The sequence below is a fragment of the Flavitalea flava genome (genome assembly GCF_054461575.1).
In genome coordinates this window covers 37,584-58,835 of record NZ_JBTLQH010000022.1, presented here as the reverse complement: position 1 = coordinate 58,835, position 21,252 = coordinate 37,584, and the positions used below count along the sequence as shown (strand labels likewise).

The window sequence follows — 21,252 nt, the reverse complement described above, 5'->3', positions numbered from 1 at the left end:
CCTTTCATAGTTTTGCACTATTCATGCACATCCTATCTTTTAGGTGAACTTTTACGTATATTGGTATTAATAGGATAAGGTTTAATGGTAATGGAACTGGTTAGAGCAACCTCCCTTCAGGGGAGGTTTTTCATGAAAGGATAATTGGTTACTCGCTGCTGCCTTTCTCGCCGACAAACCACTGCTCTTTATTTTTAAATAATACATTAAAGGTGGTAAAGGATCCGTAGATCCGGGTAATGTATTGTTGAAGATTGACCTTGTCCTCATCACTAAGGCCTTTATGTCCATTGATCTGTTGCTCCAATACTCTGAGGCGGTCCCTTGCCATTACGATCTTATGAAAAAAGACATCGATGGGAACTTCTTTTGGTTTGATTGATTTGTCTCCGGAATTCAGAACCAGGGTGCCCCCTTTCCACTTGTCCCCCAGGGGAACGATCTCCGTCAGCCCACCCCAAAGCTTCAGTATTTTCAGCAATGATCTTTCCACTTCGGAATGAGTTTCGATTTCCTCTGTTACATTTTCTGCGATGATTTCATCCAGATGAGCATCCGTCTTATCGATCTCTTTAATTCCATGATGAATAAAAGAGATGAGGTAGGTGGCATAACGGATGCCCACGATCACGCCAGGTCCGAATTGGGTATGTTGCAAACGGGTTCCTATGCCAAGGGTTAACCCCCCCGCCCCTGAAGGGGAGCCAGAGTCTCCGCTTTCAGGAGAATAATTGAGATGATTGTTATACATATTTATTGAATTGCTGGTTATGATATTATGGTAAACACTATAACTTATTTGTCCCCCTTCAGGGGGTTAGGGGGACGTCTTACAAATTCGTAAGGCGTATATTCAACGAAGTCCGCTACTTTAACCGTTACTCCATTTACCTGGCCATTCTCTGTCTTAAAGGGAAAAACGGCCTTACTGAATTCAGGATCGGTGAAACTGGCATAGAACCGGTCACCTCCCAGGGATTCCAAACGTGCATACATATTCGGATGATGGGAGAACTTCATCTTTAGTTCCCCCTTTTCCAAAACGACCCGCATGTCGCCATAGACATCGTTTACATAATTGCCGGTATAAGCAGTCAGGGGTAAAGAAGACGGGAGATGCAGCGCAACGGAGTCCTTTAATTGTTTGTCTTTTTTCTCTTCAGCCGCTTTTTCTTCCCGGAAAAAACCCAGGTAGGTCTTACTGTAGTTGCGGTAGGGCAATCTGAACCAGGCATCCAGGATCTCCCATTTCAAGGCTTCGTAAAAAGAATTCTGATCGGTATTGGTCAATACCACGATTCCGAGCTTTTCTTCCGGGATCAGGGTTACACTGGTAACAAATCCATTAACCCCTCCGGTATGCGAAACGATCTTCCTGCCCTCATATTCTTCCAGGAACCAACCCAGACCGTAAAGGGCAAAATGACCCTTATTATAAAGGTGCCCCCCGTTGCCCAGGATGGAATGAGGCAGCCGCGTCTGCGCGATCGCCGAAGCAGGAACGATTTGTTTGTCTTCATATTTCCCGTTATTCAGCTGCATCATGACCCATTTGCTCATATCGTTTACCGAAGAGCTGATACTTCCTGCAGGAGCCAGGTTATCGATCAGGCAGTAAGGGATCCTGACCAGTTTGCCTTCGGCCATGGTATAGGGAGCACATTTATTGGTCGCTTCAGGCAGATCTTTACTAAGAGCAAGGGTCCTGGTCATACCGAGCGGGGTAAATATCCTCTCCGTCAGAAACTGTTCCCAAGGCATCCCGCTGGCCTTGGGAATGATCTCCCCGGCCGTCAGAAAAGCGGCATTCGTATAACCCCATTTAGCCCGGAAAGGATAAACTGCCTGGATATGACCCATTTTTTCGATGACGGCTGCCCTGGAAAGATCGCTGGTCCAATAGGTGAAATCCCCCTGAAAAGTCATAAATCCGAGCCGGTGGCAAAGCAGGTCCCGGATGATGGCCTGTTCTCCGGCTGCCTTATTGTTCAGTTTGAATTCCGGGATCCAGTCAGTCACTTTATCATCGAGGGATAGTTTTTTATCCGCATCCAGCATAGCTAATGCAGTAGCGGTAAAAGCCTTTGAGTTACTCCCGATCATAAACAGGGTGTTTTCATCGACCTTTGTGCCGGCGCCCATTTCTGTTCTTCCGTACCCCTTCATCAAAACGATCCTGCCGTCTTTCACCACACATACGGAAACTCCCGGGATCTGCCAATCCTTCAAGGCCTTCTCTACATAACCGTCCAGGCTGTCGCTCAAAAAGGCAGGCGGAAAGGATACCAGGCTATCCTTCTGCTGGGAAAAAGAAGAAATGGCAGGCAAGAGCAGCAAAACAAGGATAAACCGGGGATAAAAGGTTGACATAAATTTTAGTTTTGGATTGACAACGATGAATTGACGATACAATGGAGAAGCGGGTTTCTCAAAAACGGCTATAAGAAAGATAATGATATTAAATAATATCAAGGAGTGTCTTTCCTGTCTTTTTTATACTGCCGGTAGGCCAGTTTGATATAATCGAAGAAATCATAATCATTGGTCCGTTTGCAAAAATCGTAGGAAGGGCGATATTTTACCATAAACGTATCCAATTCTGCGTCATCCAGCCTGGTGATCTTTTTTACTATATAATGGCTGAAACGGTGGTCGACAAATTTATCCTGTTCTTCCTCTTCCAATCTCCGCTGAAAGGCAACGATCCTTTTGGTACGTTGAAAACGGAAGACATTTATCAGCTCGTCGAGATCTACTCCTGCCCCCAGACCTGAATTCGGGCTGGTGATCTTGAACCCTGGTTTTTTAAAATCGAAGATCTTCGCATAATCCTGCCTGTTCTTCAGAGAATCCATCCGGTAGTTGTGGGGCATGACCCTTACTTCTTTTAATTCAAGGGGGTCGACATGCAGGGCTACATCAAAATCGGTTGCCGTATTGATGCTCCGGACCGCAAATTTCGGAGTGGCCCTGCCCAGGTAAGAAAAATAAATGGAGTCATCCAGGGATGCTTCCAGTATATAAACTCCAGTAGAATCCGTTGCCGTCCCTTTCCCGGTAGTGCTGACCACACTTACTCCATCGAGCGGCCGCGTCCTGTACATATTATAGACCGTTCCCCTGATGATTACCTTACCCTGCTGTCCCAGGACCTGGCCGGGGTAGAAAAAAAACCAGCTTATACTAAGCGACAGTAAGACTTTATGGGTAGAAAAAGACAAATAATACGATTTTGACGGTGATATTACTACCAAAACAGGAATTCCTGCATCGGACAGAATTGTTTTAACGACGATTTTGCAGATTGGCAATTTCTTCAATGATCCCTGGGAAATGAGCATGCTCCAGCAAATGGATCTTTTGCGCCAATGTTTCGGGAGTATCCGAAGGATCCACCTCTACACTTATCTGGAATATCGCCTGCCCATGATCATATAATTCATCCACATAATGGATGGTAATGCCGGTTTCCTTGTCTTTTGCGGCGATGACGGCCTCGTGTACATGTTTGCCGTACATCCCTTTGCCCCCGTATTTGGGCAAAAGAGAGGGATGGATATTGATGATCCGGCCCTTAAATGCCGTCACCAGGGCTGCCGGGATCTTCCACAAAAATCCAGCCAGCACCAGGATGTCTATCTTCTTTTCCAGAAGCTCATCAACGTAGGAGTTTCCCCGGAAGAATTTCTCTTTATCAATAAGCAGGGTGGGTATTTTTTCCTTTTCCGCTATCGTCAAAACTCCTGCACCGGGTTTGTTGCAGACGATCAGGCTTACCTGGATGGCGGGATGAGTACGAAAATGATCGATGATACGCCCGGCATTCGACCCTGCCCCCGACGCAAAAATGGCAATCTGCTTCATCCGCCAAATCTACGCCAGCTCCCTCAAAAAATAAAACGCTTCCCTTAACCGTTAAGGACGTACTCAGGACAATTGTTAAAGCCAGGGTTTTAATGCTTCTTTAATAAGGCTGAAAATGCCGCCTGAAAGTGGAGCAATAATACACCTGTTTTGTACCATTTTCACCCTATAAATCTGTTGACAATAGCATGACATATGATTGGGAAGATTTTCCGCAAATCGCTGAAACCCACGCCAGATGCAATAAAAAAAATTTTCACCATGTTGATATTTTGTTGAAATCCTGACTTATTTTTGCAGCCTGTTCAGGAGATTTTTACACTTTTATACAACAGATTGTATATATATGATCCACTATAGACCGTTTGTTAAAAGGCTTTTCCTCAGTATCCTACTCTTAGCCGTAGTTTTTGTTGGTAACAGTTTGTACGCACAGGATGGGAAAGCTTTGTTCCAGTCGAATTGCGCCTCCTGTCATAATCCTCTAAAGGTCATTACCGGGCCTGCCCTGAAAGGGGTTTCGGAAAGAGTTCCCGACAAAAAGTTGTTACACGAGTGGATCCACAACAATCAGAAGGTGCTGGCATCGGGGAATGCCTATTTTAATAAGTTGTACCTGGAGTATAATAAGACGCAGATGAACGCTTTCCCCAGTCTGAATGAAGTGGAAATCGATGCCATCATCAAGTATGTGGAAGACTTTAAACCTCCGGTGACCGAAGGTCCTGGTGGTGAAGGAAGCCCTGCAGGAAAGGCCGCAGAAGGCGACAATACACTCCTGTACGGTATACTGACCCTGATCCTGGCCGTAATTATGATGGTCCTCCTGCAGGTAAACAGCAGCCTGAAAAAATTATCCGACGATAAAGAAGGTATTCCGGCACATGAGCCGATCCCTTTCTACCGTAATAAAGCTTATATCACCCTGGTCATCCTGCTTCTTTTTGTGCTGGGAGGTTATTTTACCATCCAGGGCGCTATCGGCCTGGGACGCACCAAGGACTACCAACCCGAACAGCCGATCTTCTACTCGCATAAAGTACATGCCGGTATCAACCAGATCAGTTGTTTGTACTGTCACGGAAATGCCTGGGAAAGTAAGGCGGCAGCCATTCCTTCGCTGAACGTCTGTATGAACTGCCACGCAGCGATCAATGATTACACCAAAGGACCGAAACTGTTCCGTGAAGATGGTACCGAGGTGGATGGAACGGCCGAGATCCAGAAATTATACGATCATACCGGCTACGATCCAAAGACGGGCCGCTACAATACCGAAAAGGCCAAGCCGGTTGAGTGGGTAAAGATCCACAACTTACCCGACCATGTCTTCTTCAGCCACGCCCAGCATATCCGCGCCGGAAAAGTTCAATGCCAGACCTGTCATGGTCCGATCCAGGAAATGGACGAAGTGAAACAATTCGCAGAACTGAGCATGGGCTGGTGTATCAATTGCCACCGTACCACAAAGGTTAACTTTCCTGATTCGACAGGAAATGGCAATAAATTCTACAGCATTTATCAAAAATTCCATAACAATTTGAAGACTGGCCAAATGGATAGTGTGACCGTTGAGAATATCGGCGGTACGGAGTGCCAGAAATGCCATTATTAACCCCCCAACCCCCTAAAGGGGGAGTTAAGGGAAGATTTTTTTTGGAAGACTATCATATATATAATGTAAACATTCAAGCCCCTTCAAAACTGACCCGCTCCTTTTCCGGATTCATTCCGGGAACCGTTCCGGGAGGTTGGGGGGTTTAACTTCTCAAATATGAGCGACAAAAAGTACTGGCAAAGTTTCGGAGAGCGCAATAACAGTGAAGCGTTTCAGAAATCAACGGAAAATGAATTCGGAGAGGATCTACCGTTGGAAGGCCTGGATGGAAAAGGATTGCTCGATGCCAAAACTCCCCGCAGGGATTTTCTTAAATATTTAGGATTCAGTACCGCCGCCGCCACCCTGGTGGCCAGTTGCGAGATCCCGGTCAAAAAGGTGATCCCTTATCTGAATAAACCGGAGAACCTGATCCCGGGCTCTGCTGATTACTACGCTACCACCTATGTTTCAGGCGGTGATGTAGTTTCCATCGTTGCCAAGGTCCGGGACGGACGCCCTATCAAACTGGAAGGTAATTCCCTCTCTACGCTCACAAAAGGAGGGACTTCTGCCCGTGTTCAGGCTTCCGTTCTCGACTTGTACGATACTGCCCGTCTTCGTTATCCCGTACAAATTACGGACGGCAAACCACAGGAAGTCAGCACTTTCGATGCGTTCGACAAATTGGTGGCCGATTCCCTGGCAGCCTCTGCAGGCGCACCTCTTGTTTTACTGACAGGCACCCTGACCTCTCCTACAACCAAACAAATTATCAGCGAATTCCTCGCTAAATATCCAGGAAGCCGTCATATACAATATGATGCGGACTCTTATAGCGGCTTGTTATTGGCCAATGAAGCGACTTATGGCAAAAAAGCCATTCCTTCTTACCAGTACGACAAGGCTAATGTAATTGTGAGTCTTGGCGCCGATTTCCTGGGAAGCTGGCTTAATGAAATTGAATCCTCCCGTCTGTATGCCCAGGGGAGAAAGATCAATCCGAAAGAACCTTCCATCAGCAAACATTATCAATTCGAAAGTCTTTTATCTATAACCGGCGCCAATGCCGATGAACGTTTTACCCATCTTCCCTCTGAATCCGGTGCGGTAGCACTGGCTTTACTGGCTGAACTGGGCGGTGGTGTCAGCGCACCTGCCCTTAATGATAAACTGAAAGCGGGTATTAAAAAAGCAGCCAAAGATCTGCTGGAAAATAAAGGAAAGAGCCTGGTCGTAAGCGGAAGCAACGATCCGAATGTCCAGATCCTGGTCAATGCTATCAATGAAGCCGTCGGTGCCAATGGTACCACGATCAACTGGGCGGTGACCAACCAGGCCCGCCAGGGTATCGACAGCGAGATGAATACGCTCGTAGCCGATATGGACGGAGGAAAAGTAGGTTCCCTGCTGGTTTTCGGAGTCAACCCGGCTTATGATTATTTTGATGCTGTAAAATTCAAAGCGGCCCTAAAGAAAGTCAAGACTTCCATTTCTTTTAACGACCGTCTCGACGAAACGACCGAATTGGTTAAGTTCGTTATCCCTGCCCCCCACTTCCTGGAAAGCTGGGGCGATGCAGAACCCAAACCCGGATATCTGAGTTTTCTGCAGCCAACCATCGCACCCTTGTTCAAAACAAGGCCTTTCGAAGACTCCTTATTAAAATGGAGCGGAAACAATAACAACTACGAAACTTATTTCAAACAATACTGGACAAACAAACTCGGCGGCACAGAAGCTTATGAAAAAGCCCTTCAGGACGGCGTAATAGAACCCGCCACTCCTGCCGTAAGCGGTGCTTCCTTCAGCAATGCCAAGGTTAGTGAAGCGGCTTCCGCCATCAGCTCCCGGAAAAGCCCCGGAGGTCTGGAACTCGTTCTTTATCAAAAAGCAGCTATCGGCAACGGCCAGCAGGGCAATAATCCCTGGCTGCTCGAATTGCCCGATCCCATTACGAAAGCCACCTGGGACAACTATGCAGTGGTTTCGCCAAAATTTGCCAAAGATACCTGGGGGTTGGATATCGCCGATCGCCGCCAGGCAGATAAATATGAAGTACATCCGGAAAAACAGGTCCTTAACTTAAAAATTAACGGTAAAGAAATTACGCTTCCGGCAGTCATCGTTCCCGGTACGCATAACCAAACCATCGGTGTAGCCGTCGGTTATGGCCGCCAGAGCCAGGATCCCAGGAACACTCCGGATTATATCGGAAGATCGGTAGTCGGTGTTGGTAAGAATGTCTTCCAACTGGCAGTATTCAATGGTTCGACCGTAGACTGGAGCATTCCGGGTCTGACGGCTGATAAGACGAACATGGAATACCAGGTTGCACAAACCCAGACCCATAGCAGTTACGAAGGGCGTACGGAAGTATTAAAAGAAGTCACACTCGAAGAAATAAAGAAGAACCCCAGTATTGTTTTTGAAGAAAGAGAGAAAGAGCTGAAGCCTTTCGGCGGAGTCGAAAATTTTGCCAAAGACGGGACGCTTTATCCCGATATATACGATAAGCCCGGCATCAAATGGGGCATGTCCATCGACATGAACTCTTGTTTTGGTTGCGGCGCCTGCGTGGTAGCCTGTCATGCGGAGAACAACGTTCCCGTTGTCGGAAAAAGCGAAGTATTGCGTTTTCACGATATGCATTGGTTACGTATCGACCGTTATTTTTCTACACCGGAAGGCAATATGGATAACCCGGATGAGGTCCAGGTCGTATTCCAGCCCATGCTCTGTCAGCATTGCGATAATGCACCCTGCGAGAACGTTTGTCCGGTCGCGGCGACCAATCACAGCAGCGAGGGTCTGAACCAGATGACGTATAACCGTTGTATCGGTACACGTTATTGCGCGAACAACTGTCCCTTCAAAGTACGCCGGTTCAACTGGGCTGATTATACAGGAGCAGACAGTTTCCCGGATAACCAGGACCAGACAACGGTTGGTAAACTCGATCCCACCGTATTCCAGATGAACGATGATCTGACCCGCATGGTACTGAACCCGGATGTTACCGTTCGTAGCCGCGGGGTTATCGAAAAATGTTCTTTCTGCGTACAACGTCTGCAGGAAGGAAAACTGAAGGCTAAAAAAGAAAACCGCCCGCTGAAAGATATGGAAGATATTCAGGTTGCCTGTCAGCAGGCCTGCCCGACGGACGCCATCGTATTCGGAAACGTGAATGACAAAACAAGTAACATTTCCACTACCCGCGAACATAATATCGGACGTCTGTTCTACGGTCTGGAGGAATTACACGTATTGCCGAATGTGAATTATCTGGCAAAGGTCCGTAATACGGATATTATCAGAGGTGTGGAAGAAGAAAAGGAAGGAAAAGAAGAAAAAGTTGCTGAAAAGCACGGGTAAAAAATCAGATAATCGCTTAAAGAAAATAGTGTAAAGCTCAAAATACTATGGCATTATTAAAGTACGAATCACAGGTAAGATCCCCCTTGGTAGAAGGTCCAAAAGATTATCACCAGGTAACGGAAGATATAGTGCGTCCTATTGAAGCCTCGCCTTCCCGTCTCTGGTGGATCGGATTTTTAGTCTCCGTGGCCTTGCTCTGCTTTGGTATCGTATCGGTAACGCATGAGGTTGTGTATGGAGTTGGTCAGTGGAACCTGAACAAGACCGTGGGTTGGGGTTGGGATATAACCAACTTCGTATGGTGGGTAGGTATCGGTCACGCCGGAACCCTCATCTCTGCGATCCTTTTGTTATTCCGCCAGGGCTGGAGAACAGGGGTGAACCGCGCTGCTGAAGCGATGACCATTTTCGCGGTAATGTGCGCGGGTCAGTTCCCGATCTGGCATATGGGTCGTGTGTGGATGGCCTTCTTTGTAATGCCTTATCCAAATACACGCGGTCCACTCTGGGTGAATTTCAACTCTCCCCTTCTTTGGGACGTATTTGCCATCTCGACTTATTTTACCGTATCGCTTTTGTTCTGGTATTCCGGGTTACTGCCCGATCTGGCTACTGTGCGTGATCGTGCAAAACTGAAATGGAGAAAGGCCTTTTATGGGATTGCTTCTTTCGGTTGGACAGGATCTACCAAACACTGGCAACGTCACGAAGCGCTTTCCTTAGTACTGGCAGGTCTTAGTACACCCCTGGTATTGTCGGTACACACGATCGTATCTTTTGACTTTGCGACTTCCGTAGTTCCAGGCTGGCATACCACGATCTTCCCTCCATACTTTGTGGCGGGTGCGATCTTCTCCGGTTTTGCGATGGTACAGACCTTATTAGTCGTGACCCGTAAAGTGCTGCATCTGGAAGAATATATTACGATGGAACATATCGACGTGATGAATAAGGTTATCGTACTGACGGGCTCCATCGTGGGTTGCGCCTATCTGACCGAACTTTTCATCGCCTGGTATGGTCAGAATAAATTCGAGAACTGGGCTTTCATGCAGAACCGGGTTAACCTGTTCAGTCCGTTAGGTTGGAGTTATTATCTGATGATGGGTTGTAACGTACTTTCTCCCCAGATCTTCTGGTTCAAAAAAATGAGGAGGAATCTAACCGTTACCTTCTTTATGTCCGTGATCGTGAATATCGGAATGTGGTTCGAACGTTTTGTAATTATCGTTACCTCCATCTACCGTGATTATCTGCCCAGCTCCTGGTCTACGTATTACCGGCCATCTATCTGGGAAATCGGATTCTATATGGGGACCTTCGGCCTGTTCTTCACCTGCTATTTCCTGTTCTCGAAATTCTTCCCGGTCATTGCGATAGCGGAAATCAAACACATCCTGAAGAAATCCGGTGCCGTGTATAAAGACAAGATGGGCGATGCAGAAAAGGAATCGGCAGAAGAGTTTGCACATGAATATGCGCATTAACCCCCCAACCCCCTAAAGGGGGGGTAGAGAGCATGAGGGGAATGACGAGTAAGGAAAGAAAAAAGAATAATTAGAGCAAAAAGCTAAATAATATGGCAGTTAAAAAATTTGTTGTCGGGGTTTTTACAGACGAAGCGGTATTATTCCCCGCCGTCAAAAAAGTCCGTTCAGCAGGCTATAAGATCCATGACATTTATACGCCAATGCCTATCCACGGATTGGATCAGGCTATGGGTCTGAGAGAGACAAGTCTTCATACGGCAGGATTTATTTATGGGATCACGGGAACTACGACAGCGTTGAGCAGTATCGGCTGGATCTTTAATTCCGATTGGCCCCTCAATTTCGGCGGCAAATCTCATTTTGACCTCCCCGCCTGGATACCTATTACATTCGAGCTGACGGTTTTGTTCTCTGCAGTGGGTATGGTATTGACTTTTTGTTATCTCTGTCAGCTGGCGCCTTTTGTGCGGAAACATCATTTTAATCTGCGGTCCACAGATGATCAGTTCACCATGGTGATCGAATGTACGGCCAAGACCAACGAAGCAGAAGTAACGGCATTCCTGCAAAGTATCGGAGCGACGGGTGTCAACACCCAAAACGCCGAAACGGGCTGGTGGCTTGGTCGTTATGATAAAGACAAAACGCCTTTTAAACAAAAACCTGCCTTGGTATAATAAGGAGGAAAAGACATAACGAACGAAGAAATTTCTATAATGAAAAAAGTATCCATCTTATCGCTTATAATTGTTACGGTGATGATCGTTGTCAGTTGCAGCGACATACGACGCAAGCCGGGAAGAGTGTATATGCCGGATATGGCCTATAGCCGTGCCTATGAGACCTACTCCGTGACTGAAGAGGTAAAGGACTCCCTGAAAGCCCGTGGCATCTTTTTCAGCAATGTGCCTGTTCCCGGAACCATAAAAAGAGGAGAATTATTTCCTTTCCTGCTGGCCAAGGATAAAGACGGCGATACGACGAACTATACCGCTTCCAAACAGGTAAAGAACCCCCTTCCGCCACTGGATACTGCACAACTGGTCGAGGCCGAGCGCCTTTACCTGGTTAACTGCGGGATTTGCCATGGTACCAAACTGGATGGAAACGGCCCCTTGTACAAAGGTGGAGAAGGACCTTTCGCAGCTAAACCCGCCACCCTGGTGGGTGACGCCAAGTATGAAGCTATGCCGGAAGGACAGATGTTCTATTCGGTCACTTACGGCAAGAATAAAATGGGGAGTTATGCTTCTCAGTTGAATACACACCAGCGCTGGATGGTCATCACATATATCAAATACAAACAGGGTGGTGGCAAGAGCGGAGCAGCGGCAACAACAGCAACAGCCGATGCTGCAGGCAAAGGCGGAAGCGCACCTGCCGGAAAGGATTCGGCAGCAGCTAAAAAATAATATTATACGATTACCAGCATAGCATTAAAGAATATATAAAATCATTTTCGATGTCATCAGTTAAAGAACATTTTGAAATACCCTCACGGTTTAAGCAGTGGTCTCTGGGTTTGATGGGCGTGGGAGTCCTTTCTTTGATCGTTGGATATATCCTGTATGGCAATACTGATCACGGAACCCGTTTCTGGTCAGCACTTTTGCAGAACAGCGTCTATTTCCTGCTGATCACCAATGCGGCCATGTTCTTCTTCTGCGCGACTACCCTGGCATGGGGCGGATGGCAGATGAGTTTTCGCCGGGTGACCGAAGCGATCTCCACTTCTGTTATTCCCATCGGAATCATAACGTTCGTTATTCTTATGTCCCTCGTTTTCGGCGGCAAGGAAACGATCTTCGATTGGCTCAATAAAGATACTGTTGCCCATGATGCTATCCTGAATGGTAAAAAAGGATTCCTCAACCCAACGTTTTTTACCGTATGGACCGTCTTGTCCATCGGGCTCTGGACAGTCTTGGGTATTAAGATGCGTCGTTTGTCCCGTTCCATCGACGATACGCCTCTGAGTGTGGAAGAAGGAAAAAAATATATGTTCAAGAACACGGTATGGGCCTCTTTATATATAGTATGGTTCGCCCTGACCGTTGCCTCGGTAACTCCCTGGTTATGGCTGATGAGTATCAATGCTCATTGGTTCTCTACCATGTACAGCTGGTATACTTTCGCCAGTTCCTTTGTTTCGGGTATCGCACTGATCACCCTGTTCATTATTTACCTCAAGAACCAGGGGTATCTGGAATATGTGAATTTTGAACATCTTCATGACCTGGGTAAATTCCAGTTCGCATTTTCTATCTTCTGGACTTATCTGTGGTTTGCACAGTTCATGCTGATCTGGTATGCCAATATTTCGGAAGAAACGATCTATTTCAAATCAAGATTCGAAGGAGCTTATCAGAGCATATTCTATCTGAATCTGGTCCTGAATTTCCTGGCTCCTTTGCTGATCTATATGAAAAGGGGTGCCAAACGTAATTATGCAACGCTAGTCTTTATGTCGGTTCTGCTGATATTCGGTCACTGGCTTGATTTTTATCAGATGGTGTTTGCCGGTACCATTCCGGGCCATGTTCCCCTGAACCTGTTCGATTTTGGGGTTGCGCTGGGTTTTGTGGGACTGATCATGTGGCAGACGGGAAATGCATTGAGCAAGGCGCCGTTACTGGCAAAGAATCATCCGTTCCTGAAAGAAAGTATTATCCATCATACTTAATTTGTTTGGGCTGGTATTGAAGCATAGAATTTGAGAAACAACTTTTTGATTTAAATTTTTATAAGTATCATGTCAACTATTTTTCTGTTACTGATCCTGCTGTTAGGCTTCCTGATCACCTTCCAGATCGCTAAGGCCAGTGAGTATGTTGGTGTCCTGAAAGGCGAAAAGAAAAATTTTGAGCAGAATAACCGTATCAACGGTTTCCTGATGATCGCCTTCCTGGTGCTTGGACTTGTCGGCGTTTACTGGTGCAATGAGTTGTACAAGGGAAAGATCCTCGGTGAATCTGCTTCTGTACATGGAGAACAGATCGACAGGATGATGTATATCACGATCGCCATCTGCGGAGTCGTGTTCCTGATCACACAGATCATTTTGTTTTGGTTTGCCTACAAATACCAGCACTCGGAAAAAAGGAAAGCTTTTTATTTTCCCCATGATAACCGCCTGGAATTGATCTGGACCGTCATACCCGCTATTGCGCTGACCGTTCTGGTTGGTTTCGGCTTGTTCTACTGGTTCCGTATCACAGGTGAAGCCCCTAAAGGATCCTTAGAGGTGGAAATAACCGGCAAACAGTTCGGCTGGATCTTCCGTTACCCCGGAAAAGACAACACCTTCGGAAAAAAATATTATCAGAATATCACGGACGCGGGTAATAACGCCCTGGGTCTGATCTGGGAAGACGCAGCTACGCATGACGATCTCGTAGTCAACTCGGAAATGTATATTGTAAAAGATCAGCCGGTGAAAATGATCATCAATTCCCGTGATGTGATCCATGATGTGGGCCTGGCCTATTTCCGTCAGAAAATGGATGCGGTTCCCGGAACGCCTACGACACTCTGGTTTATCCCGAAGTTCACGACGGATGAAATGCGGAAAAAATTGAATAAGCCAGATTTCGATTATGAGATCTCCTGCGATCAGATGTGCGGAGTAGGACATTTTACGATGCGTGGTATTATCAAGGTTGTTTCTCAGGACGAATTTATCCTGTGGAAGGCCAAACAAAAACCAAACTTTGTGCAGGTTTTTCCTGAAAAAGATCCTTCGGCTCCTACCGCTGCTCCGGCTCCCGTAAAAACGGACAGCACGGCTAAAGCTGCAGCGGCAACCGCAAGTCCGGAAAACGAAGCCAAACTGGTGGCACAAAAAAAATAAATAAGGGTAGAAAAGATAATTTGAACAAGGTAAGGGTTAGCAATTAAAATTTTTCTCATGAGCAACGAAGCGACATTACACGGGCATGCAGAAGTAGTATCCACTCATGACGTGCATCATGATGATCATGATTTACATCATCACAAAGAGACGTTTATAACAAAGTATGTGTTCAGCATGGATCACAAGATGATTGCCAAACAATTCCTGATTTCGGCAATTGTCTGGGCTGTCCTGGGTGGTCTGATGTCTGTTCTTTTCCGTTTGCAGCTAGGTTATCCCGATACCGCTTTCCCGATACTGGAAGATATTCTGGGAAGCAAGTGGGCCAAAGGCGGCCATATCCAACCGGAATTTTATTATGCCCTGGTAACCATGCACGGAACTGTTTTGGTGTTCTTCGTGCTGACAGGGGGATTAACTGGAACCTTTGCCAACTTCCTTATTCCTCTGCAGATCGGTGCAAGGGATATGGCATCACCCTTCCTGAATATGTTGTCTTACTGGTTTTTCTGGATGGCCAGCGTCGTCATGCTTTCTTCCCTGTTCGTTGAAACCGGTCCTGCCAGCGGCGGATGGACTTCTTATCCCCCCTTAAGCGCTCTGGGAGATGCCTCTGAAGGGTCTAAGACTGGTATGGATCTCTGGATCATTGCCATGGCCTTATTCGTTGTCTCTTCTCTGCTGGGTGGTCTGAACTATATTTCCACCGTCCTGAATATGCGTACCAAAGGGATGAGCATGACCCGTCTTCCATTGACTATCTGGGCGCTGTTCTTCACCGCGATCCTGGGTGTACTTTCATTCCCGGTTTTACTTTCCGGTTTTATCCTTTTATTATTCGATCGTCACGGGGGCACCAGCTTCTATCTGTCCGATATCTTTATTGCAACTACTCAGAAAGCATTGCCCAATGAGGGCGGTAGCGCCATTCTCTACCAGCATTTGTTCTGGTTCCTCGGTCATCCTGAAGTATATATCATTATTCTTCCGGCCATGGGTCTGGTTTCTGAAGTGCTGTCCGTTAATGCACGCAAACCTATCTTTGGTTATATGGCCATGGTCGGTTCCTTATTCGCGATCACCGTCCTGGCCTTCCTCGTATGGGCCCACCATATGTTCGTGACCGGCCTTAACCCTTTCCTGGGCTCCGTATTCGTGTTGCTTACTTTACTGATCGCCGTTCCATCGGCCATTAAGGTATTCAACTGGCTGACTACGCTGTGGAAAGGAAATATCCGGTTTACCCCGGCCATGCTCTTCGCCATCGGCTTCGTAAGTATGTTTATTTCCGGCGGGTTAACCGGTATCTTTTTAGGAAATTCCACCCTCGATATACAATTGCACGATACGCTGTTTGTAATCGCACACTTTCATATCGTAATGGGGGTTTCGGGTATCCTGGGGATGTTTGCAGGGATTTACCATTGGTTCCCGAAAATGTACGGGCGGTATTTGAACAATACCATGTCCTATATCCATTTCTGGATCACCTTCATCGGAGCTTACCTCATTTTCTGGCCCATGCACTACGAAGGCTTGGCAGGTATGCCCCGTCGTTACCTGGATTACCGGAACTGGGTCTCTTTTAACCAATTCGGAGATCTGAACCGTTTTATTTCTACAGTGGCGATGGTTGTTTTCGCCATTCAGCTGCTGTTCATCTTTAACTTTTTCTATTCTATTTTTAAAGGAAGAAAGGTTATCTCCCAGAATCCATGGGAATCGAATACGTTGGAATGGACTACGCCGATCCGGCCGGGACATGGCAACTGGCCTGGTGAAATTCCGGAAGTACACCGCTGGCCTTATGATTACGCTAAGGACGGAAGGGATTTTATTCCCCAGACCGAACCGGTTGGCAGTAACGAAAGCAAGCATTAAGGGGCTTTGAAAGAGAAACTCATACAATGCCCTGATGAGAATCAGGGCATTTATATAAATTTTGGGAAATGCCATGAAGCAATCGAGTTCTTTTAAATTCGCCGGCAAATTACAGGACTACAAACTGCTGATCAAGTTCAACCTTAGCTTCATGGTTGTATTTTCCGCCCTGATCAGTTATTTGCTGGCGCCGAAAGTGATAGAGTATAACTGGGGATCTATCTTCCTCTTCTTCCTGGGCGGCATGCTGGTCACCGGCAGTGCCAATGCCATTAACCAGGTTGTAGAGAAGGATACGGATGCCATGATGAAAAGAACGGCTAACAGACCAGTAGCTTCCGGAAGGATGAGCGTTAATGAGGGATGGGCCTTTGCGATCATTGCCGGTATTGCCGGTATTCTGATCCTATGGCAGTTTAATTTCCTCACTGCAGCGCTGTCAGCCTTCAGTTTGTTCCTGTATGCCTTCATCTATACCCCGCTGAAAAAAGTGAGTTCGATCTCCGTTCTGGTCGGTGCTATTCCGGGAGGTCTTCCCTGTCTGATCGGATGGGCAGCTGGAAATGATGATCTGAGTACCGGGGGATGGGTGTTGTTCGCTGTGCAGTTCTTCTGGCAATTTCCGCATTTCTGGGCAATTGCCTGGATCGCCCACAAGGATTACACAACTGCGGGTTTTAAAATGTTACCCTCGAATGAAGGACAGACTAAATATTCCGCCATTCAGGCTATTATTTATTCCTTATTGCTTTTGCCGGTGGGTGTAATGCCTTATTTTACCGGAATGAGCGGCATCATCAGCCTGGTTGTCGTACTGATAGCGAACCTGTTCATGGTTGGGCAATGTGTGCGTCTGTACAGGGAAATGACCATTAATGCGGCAAGACGGGTTATGTTTAGCAGTTATATTTATTTACCCGTGGTATTACTGGCTTTATTGGCTAATAAAACCCCCTAACCCCCTAAAGGGGGAAGAAGGATTCAGGAAGATTCTGAAATGATAAGTGATGAAATAAAGGAAATGAGCGAACCGAACCGAAATAGCAGTGAGTTACCAAACTCCCCCTTTAGGGGGCAGGGGGGTAACGATCAAAGAAAGAAAATACATCCCCATAAATTTACGTTATGGGTGGCTCTGGGCAGCATCATCATGATGTTTGCCGGGCTTACCAGTGCGTATATTGTCAAAAGGGAGCAACCGGGCTGGACGAGTTTTCAGATCCCCATGGCTTTCTGGTATTCCACGGGCGTGATCCTGTTGAGCAGCCTGACGATCCAAATGGCCTTAAAATCGTTCAAAGAGCGGGAAATGCTGCGTTATCGTAACCTGATAACGTTGACCACCCTGCTGGGAATCCTGTTCATGGTCCTTCAATGGATTGGGTTCAAACATATCTGGAAGAGCGGGGTTACTTTCAGGGGCTCAGGCGGAGGTCAGTTCCTTTATATTATTGCCGGTTTGCATGCCCTGCATGTGCTGGCCGGTGTCATCGCCCTGATCATCCTGTTCATTAAGGCATTTGGATCGAAGGTCAGGAGTTATAACAGCATTCCGGTGGAGTTGATGAGCACATACTGGCATTTTGTGGATCTGTTATGGATCTATTTGTTCATTTTCTTTAATGGGATAAATTAATATTTAAAACAGAAGGAGGGAAAAGATTACTTTTCAAATATTCTTTTCCCCCATTCAAACTTGTTAAATAAATTTGCAAACCAACTAAATTAGTAACATGGCACAAGCAGTACCAGCGGGTCAAAAATGGTGGAGCGGAGGGAAAAGCCCGTACAATGTGGAGTATGGTAAATTGATGATGTGGTTTTTCCTCATGAGCGATGCCTTTACCTTTGGCGCTTTCCTGATCTCCTACGGTTCCATCCGTTTTGCAACGAATGGATGGCCTGACCCAAACGAGGTTTTCAAGGCTTTCCCCGGAGTGGATGCCTCTGTACATCTTCCGCTGGTATTTGTGAGTTTGATGACTTTCATCCTCATTATGAGTTCCGTGACGATGGTACTGGCTGTTGCTGCCGGTCATAATAATGATCAGAAAGCAGTTACCAAATGGATGATCCTCACCATTATCGGAGGGTTGGCCTTTTTAAGCTGCCAGGCCTGGGAATGGACCCATTTACACAGCGAAGGCGCCTGGTGGGGCAGAAATCCTTTTGTGAATGCAGACGGTACTAAGGCTACTACCAACTTTACGAACTTCTTTTTCACAATTACCGGTTTCCATGGTTTTCACGTATTTTCCGGGGTCGTGATCAATGTCATCATGCTGATCAAGAACCTGCGTGGTGATTTTGCCAAAAGAGGCCATTACCTGATGATTGAAAAGGCCGGTCTTTACTGGCACTTTGTTGACCTGGTATGGGTATTTGTATTTACATGTTTTTATTTGCTCTAGGGTAGGCCACGGGCCTGCCGTCCGAAGGACAGCGGCACGATTAGGAAGATCTAATTAATGAAGGTTTAATACACATAGTATATGGAAAATATTCAAACAGCACACGGTGCCCACGGAGCCGACGAAAAGGAATTCGATTCGAAACCGATCTGGAGGACCTTTTGGGTTTTGCTGGGAATCACGCTCGTGGAATTAGTATTGGCAACCATTCATCTGAAGACAGGGTTTCCCCCCAAAATAGTGCTGAATGGTGCTTATCTGATCCTGACCTGCGCCAAGGCTTTTTATATCATTGCCGAATTTATGCACCTGCGTCATGAACTTAAGAACCTGATCATGTCGATTGCGATACCGGCCTTGTTATTTGTCTGGTTTATCATCGCGTTTCTCTGGGACGGTGGATCTTTTAAAACCCTTCGTAACCGGTATGATTCCCATCATCTGGAACAAAGCACGATAAAAGTTCCCGTGACGGAAGGTGAAGGTCATGAAGGACATGAACCCGCAGCGAAGAAACCCGGATCGGCCGAATAGGACGACCTTATTTTGATCGATAGAAATAAATAACTTACCGGAACCATCGCTGAAGGGCGATGGTTTTGTTTTTCAACCAGAACGGCAATTCCGCAAGCGTTAATTACCGTTCATAAATTGATATCCCTGTGAGTAAAAAGGCTTTGTTGGCTTTGCTAGTGGCGGTGGCGATCCCTCTCTTTTTTTATATGATCGCCAGCCGGTACGGAGTCGCCATGCCTCCCCGCTTTTATCCTGATTCGGTGATCACCAAAATGAAGAATGGGAAAGAGATCACCGATACGGTCTGGCACCGGGTGGCCAATGTCAATCTGCAAAATCAATTAGGCGAGCAGGTATCGCTGGACCTGTTACAGGGAAAGGTGATCGTTGCCGATTTTTTCTTTACGCATTGCGCCAGCATCTGCCCCATTCTGACCCGTAATATAAAAAGGTTGCAGGACGGATTGAAGCTAAAGGATGACATGAAACGTATCGACACTACCTTTGTACAATTCATTTCCCTGAGCGTGGACCCGGTCAGAGACTCGGTACCTGCCTTAAAAAAATATGCCGATCATTACGGAGTAAATTCGGATGTCTGGTGGCTACTGACCGGCCCGAAAAAAACCATCTATGATTTTGCCCTGAATGAGCTCAAACTTGGACTGCAGGACAGCGTAAGCGTCGATTCCAATTTTGTTCATACGGACTATGTCGCACTGATCGATAAGGACAGGGTGATCAGGGGATACTACCATGGCACGGATTCGGCGGCCCTGGCAAAACTGGCTGATGACCTTGTATTCATCATGCTGGAAAAAGACAAGCATAAAAAAACGGTATTCCTGGAATTGAAACCCCTGATGATCCCGATTATCATTATTATGGTGGGTACCATTCTGGGAGTCTGGTTCTTCAACCGCAGGAGGGAAAGAACCCCCTGGTAGTTTAAAAAAACATAATTGTTCTGATGAAAGAGAAAAATTTAACACTGCCGATCCTGATCGTATCTATAGCCATCCCGGCAGCTGTCGCCTTCATTATTTTGGTACCGCAGGTTAAGATCGACTTTGGATTCAATACCAGATCGTTGCCCTTTTTTCATGCGATCCTCAATTCCAGTACTGCCATTTTACTGATTGCCAGCCTGTATTTTATAAAGAACGGACAGATAAAGGCGCATAAAAGAACAAACCTGCTTGCTGTTGCCCTAAGCAGTATTTTTTTGATATCCTACGTGATCTATCACTCTTCCAACCCGTCCACCAAATTTGGAGACCTGGATCATGACGGCATTCTTAGCGATACCGAAAAACTGCAGGCTGGCTCGCTCCGGTATATTTATTATTTTATTCTCACCACACATATTATCCTTTCCGGGATCATAATTCCCTTTGTCCTGTTTACCCTTCAAAGGGCCTTCCAGGAAAAATTTGACAAACACCGCAAGCTGGCAAGGATTACCTGGCCAATCTGGTTCTATGTGGCGGTTACCGGCGTGATTGTTTACCTGATGATAAATCCTTATTATTGACGAATGAAGGAAACCAGATAATGAACATTCGCATCCTTTTAGTGGAAGATGAGCCTGCGGTAGCATCGTTAATAAGAAAGGTGCTGGATGAGGAGCAATATGAAGTAACGGTGGCCATGGACGGAAATTCGGGATGGGACTATATCCAACGGTTTACTTACGACCTGCTCATACTGGACCTGATGTTACCTCAGATCAACGGGATCGAGCTGTGCAGAATGATCCGCCAGCAGAATATTCAAACCCCTATACTGATCCTGACCGCTCTCGGAACCGTTGACAACATTGTCATAGGCCTCGATTCCGGTGCGGACGATTACCTGGGTAAACCGTTCAAGATTGCGGAATTACTGGCCAGGATACGTTCACTCCTGCGGAGAAATACGATCCCTGTTTCCAGGGAGCAGGTTGGGCCTGTAACCACGAACGTTCTGCTGTTTTCGGATATAACGCTAAATCTCGATGAAAGAAATGTAAGAAGAAAGGAGCGGTTGGCCGATCTTACGGCTACCGAATTCAGGCTCCTGGAATACCTGATGCGCAATCCCCGTAAAGTGCTTTCCAGAATGGATATTTTGGAAAAAGTCTGGGGATATGATTTTAATATGAACACCAAAGTAGTCGATGTCTATATCAATTATCTCCGAAAAAAACTAAATGACCCGGGGGAAGGACGTATTATACATACCGTTGTCGGCATGGGGTATATTTTAAAAGAAGAATAGGCT

The 21,252-nt window shown here is 46.5% G+C and carries 19 protein-coding genes; 15 read left to right on the top strand and 4 right to left on the bottom strand.

Going from position 1 to position 21,252, the window contains the following annotated elements:
* Positions 1–148: 148 nt before the first annotated feature.
* The 4 genes from ACX0G9_RS18735 to purN form a co-directional block, all read right to left on the bottom strand.
* Positions 149–751 (bottom strand): hypothetical protein, encoded by a 603-nt coding sequence (locus tag ACX0G9_RS18735; RefSeq protein ID WP_459066478.1) that lies wholly within the window; start codon positions 749–751, stop codon positions 149–151.
* A gap of 44 nt (positions 752–795) precedes the next feature.
* On the bottom strand, positions 796–2,370 hold the full coding sequence (locus ACX0G9_RS18730) for a serine hydrolase (RefSeq protein WP_459066477.1): 1,575 nt from the start codon (positions 2,368–2,370) through the stop codon (positions 796–798).
* 98 nt (positions 2,371–2,468) lie between these two features.
* Entirely contained in the window at positions 2,469–3,221 is a 753-nt protein-coding gene (locus ACX0G9_RS18725) for a peptidase associated/transthyretin-like domain-containing protein (RefSeq protein WP_459066476.1), read from the bottom strand.
* Positions 3,222–3,285: 64 nt separating this feature from the next.
* Complete coding sequence (purN, locus tag ACX0G9_RS18720) at positions 3,286–3,864, bottom strand: phosphoribosylglycinamide formyltransferase (RefSeq protein WP_459066475.1); 579 nt, start codon at positions 3,862–3,864, stop codon at positions 3,286–3,288.
* A 346-nt stretch (positions 3,865–4,210) separates the two neighbouring features.
* Between purN and ACX0G9_RS18715 the strand changes: the two genes are divergently transcribed.
* The 15 genes from ACX0G9_RS18715 (at position 4,211) to ACX0G9_RS18645 (ending at position 21,249) form a co-directional block, all read left to right on the top strand.
* Positions 4,211–5,479, top strand: coding sequence for a c-type cytochrome (locus tag ACX0G9_RS18715; RefSeq protein WP_459066474.1), 1,269 nt, complete (start codon positions 4,211–4,213; stop codon positions 5,477–5,479).
* Between the two features lie 159 nt (positions 5,480–5,638).
* Positions 5,639–8,836 (top strand): TAT-variant-translocated molybdopterin oxidoreductase, encoded by a 3,198-nt coding sequence (locus tag ACX0G9_RS18710; RefSeq protein WP_459066473.1) that lies wholly within the window; start codon positions 5,639–5,641, stop codon positions 8,834–8,836.
* Positions 8,837–8,883: 47 nt separating this feature from the next.
* Positions 8,884–10,326, top strand: coding sequence for an NrfD/PsrC family molybdoenzyme membrane anchor subunit (gene nrfD / locus ACX0G9_RS18705; protein ID WP_459066472.1), 1,443 nt, complete (start codon positions 8,884–8,886; stop codon positions 10,324–10,326).
* Between the two features lie 92 nt (positions 10,327–10,418).
* Entirely contained in the window at positions 10,419–11,006 is a 588-nt protein-coding gene (locus ACX0G9_RS18700; protein WP_459066471.1) for a DUF3341 domain-containing protein, read from the top strand.
* A 39-nt stretch (positions 11,007–11,045) separates the two neighbouring features.
* The gene (locus tag ACX0G9_RS18695; protein ID WP_459066470.1) at positions 11,046–11,741 is read left to right on the top strand and encodes a c-type cytochrome; all 696 of its coding nucleotides are present in this window, start codon (positions 11,046–11,048) and stop codon (positions 11,739–11,741) included.
* A gap of 50 nt (positions 11,742–11,791) precedes the next feature.
* Positions 11,792–13,012, top strand: a complete 1,221-nt coding sequence (locus ACX0G9_RS18690) for a quinol:cytochrome C oxidoreductase (protein WP_459066469.1) — start codon at positions 11,792–11,794, stop codon at positions 13,010–13,012.
* A 69-nt stretch (positions 13,013–13,081) separates the two neighbouring features.
* Positions 13,082–14,179, top strand: coding sequence for a cytochrome c oxidase subunit II (locus ACX0G9_RS18685; protein WP_459066468.1), 1,098 nt, complete (start codon positions 13,082–13,084; stop codon positions 14,177–14,179).
* A 57-nt stretch (positions 14,180–14,236) separates the two neighbouring features.
* Positions 14,237–16,063 carry a cytochrome c oxidase subunit I gene (locus tag ACX0G9_RS18680; RefSeq protein WP_459066467.1) on the top strand — a complete coding sequence of 609 codons (1,827 nt, stop codon included), beginning with the start codon at positions 14,237–14,239 and terminating at the stop codon, positions 16,061–16,063.
* Between the two features lie 73 nt (positions 16,064–16,136).
* The gene (gene cyoE, locus ACX0G9_RS18675; RefSeq protein ID WP_459066466.1) at positions 16,137–17,021 is read left to right on the top strand and encodes a heme o synthase; all 885 of its coding nucleotides are present in this window, start codon (positions 16,137–16,139) and stop codon (positions 17,019–17,021) included.
* A 63-nt stretch (positions 17,022–17,084) separates the two neighbouring features.
* A complete protein-coding gene (locus ACX0G9_RS18670; RefSeq protein WP_459066465.1) occupies positions 17,085–17,699 on the top strand; it encodes a cytochrome c oxidase subunit 3 in 615 nt (204 codons plus the stop codon).
* Between the two features lie 97 nt (positions 17,700–17,796).
* A complete protein-coding gene (locus ACX0G9_RS18665) occupies positions 17,797–18,474 on the top strand; it encodes a cytochrome c oxidase subunit 3 (RefSeq protein ID WP_459066464.1) in 678 nt (225 codons plus the stop codon).
* Between the two features lie 81 nt (positions 18,475–18,555).
* Positions 18,556–19,008 carry a cytochrome C oxidase subunit IV family protein gene (locus ACX0G9_RS18660; protein WP_459066463.1) on the top strand — a complete coding sequence of 151 codons (453 nt, stop codon included), beginning with the start codon at positions 18,556–18,558 and terminating at the stop codon, positions 19,006–19,008.
* Positions 19,009–19,136: 128 nt separating this feature from the next.
* Positions 19,137–19,937, top strand: coding sequence for an SCO family protein (locus ACX0G9_RS18655; RefSeq protein WP_459066462.1), 801 nt, complete (start codon positions 19,137–19,139; stop codon positions 19,935–19,937).
* 23 nt (positions 19,938–19,960) lie between these two features.
* Positions 19,961–20,524 carry a DUF420 domain-containing protein gene (locus tag ACX0G9_RS18650; protein ID WP_459066461.1) on the top strand — a complete coding sequence of 188 codons (564 nt, stop codon included), beginning with the start codon at positions 19,961–19,963 and terminating at the stop codon, positions 20,522–20,524.
* 20 nt (positions 20,525–20,544) lie between these two features.
* The gene (locus ACX0G9_RS18645) at positions 20,545–21,249 is read left to right on the top strand and encodes a response regulator transcription factor (protein WP_459066460.1); all 705 of its coding nucleotides are present in this window, start codon (positions 20,545–20,547) and stop codon (positions 21,247–21,249) included.
* Positions 21,250–21,252 lie beyond the last annotated feature (3 nt).

What these genes read in the sequence shown, in the direction of transcription:
- ACX0G9_RS18735 (WP_459066478.1), bottom strand. Translation starts at nt 751, where the DNA reads ATGTATAACAATCATCTCAATTATTCTCCTGAAAGCGGAGACTCTGGC.
- ACX0G9_RS18730 (WP_459066477.1), bottom strand. Translation starts at nt 2,370, where the DNA reads ATGTCAACCTTTTATCCCCGGTTTATCCTTGTTTTGCTGCTCTTGCCT.
- purN (WP_459066475.1), bottom strand. Translation starts at nt 3,864, where the DNA reads ATGAAGCAGATTGCCATTTTTGCGTCGGGGGCAGGGTCGAATGCCGGG.
- ACX0G9_RS18715 (WP_459066474.1), top strand. Translation starts at nt 4,211, where the DNA reads ATGATCCACTATAGACCGTTTGTTAAAAGGCTTTTCCTCAGTATCCTA.
- ACX0G9_RS18710 (WP_459066473.1), top strand. Translation starts at nt 5,639, where the DNA reads ATGAGCGACAAAAAGTACTGGCAAAGTTTCGGAGAGCGCAATAACAGT.
- nrfD (WP_459066472.1), top strand. Translation starts at nt 8,884, where the DNA reads ATGGCATTATTAAAGTACGAATCACAGGTAAGATCCCCCTTGGTAGAA.
- ACX0G9_RS18700 (WP_459066471.1), top strand. Translation starts at nt 10,419, where the DNA reads ATGGCAGTTAAAAAATTTGTTGTCGGGGTTTTTACAGACGAAGCGGTA.
- ACX0G9_RS18695 (WP_459066470.1), top strand. Translation starts at nt 11,046, where the DNA reads ATGAAAAAAGTATCCATCTTATCGCTTATAATTGTTACGGTGATGATC.
- ACX0G9_RS18690 (WP_459066469.1), top strand. Translation starts at nt 11,792, where the DNA reads ATGTCATCAGTTAAAGAACATTTTGAAATACCCTCACGGTTTAAGCAG.
- ACX0G9_RS18685 (WP_459066468.1), top strand. Translation starts at nt 13,082, where the DNA reads ATGTCAACTATTTTTCTGTTACTGATCCTGCTGTTAGGCTTCCTGATC.
- ACX0G9_RS18680 (WP_459066467.1), top strand. Translation starts at nt 14,237, where the DNA reads ATGAGCAACGAAGCGACATTACACGGGCATGCAGAAGTAGTATCCACT.
- cyoE (WP_459066466.1), top strand. Translation starts at nt 16,137, where the DNA reads ATGAAGCAATCGAGTTCTTTTAAATTCGCCGGCAAATTACAGGACTAC.
- ACX0G9_RS18670 (WP_459066465.1), top strand. Translation starts at nt 17,085, where the DNA reads ATGAGCGAACCGAACCGAAATAGCAGTGAGTTACCAAACTCCCCCTTT.
- ACX0G9_RS18665 (WP_459066464.1), top strand. Translation starts at nt 17,797, where the DNA reads ATGGCACAAGCAGTACCAGCGGGTCAAAAATGGTGGAGCGGAGGGAAA.
- ACX0G9_RS18660 (WP_459066463.1), top strand. Translation starts at nt 18,556, where the DNA reads ATGGAAAATATTCAAACAGCACACGGTGCCCACGGAGCCGACGAAAAG.
- ACX0G9_RS18650 (WP_459066461.1), top strand. Translation starts at nt 19,961, where the DNA reads ATGAAAGAGAAAAATTTAACACTGCCGATCCTGATCGTATCTATAGCC.
- ACX0G9_RS18645 (WP_459066460.1), top strand. Translation starts at nt 20,545, where the DNA reads ATGAACATTCGCATCCTTTTAGTGGAAGATGAGCCTGCGGTAGCATCG.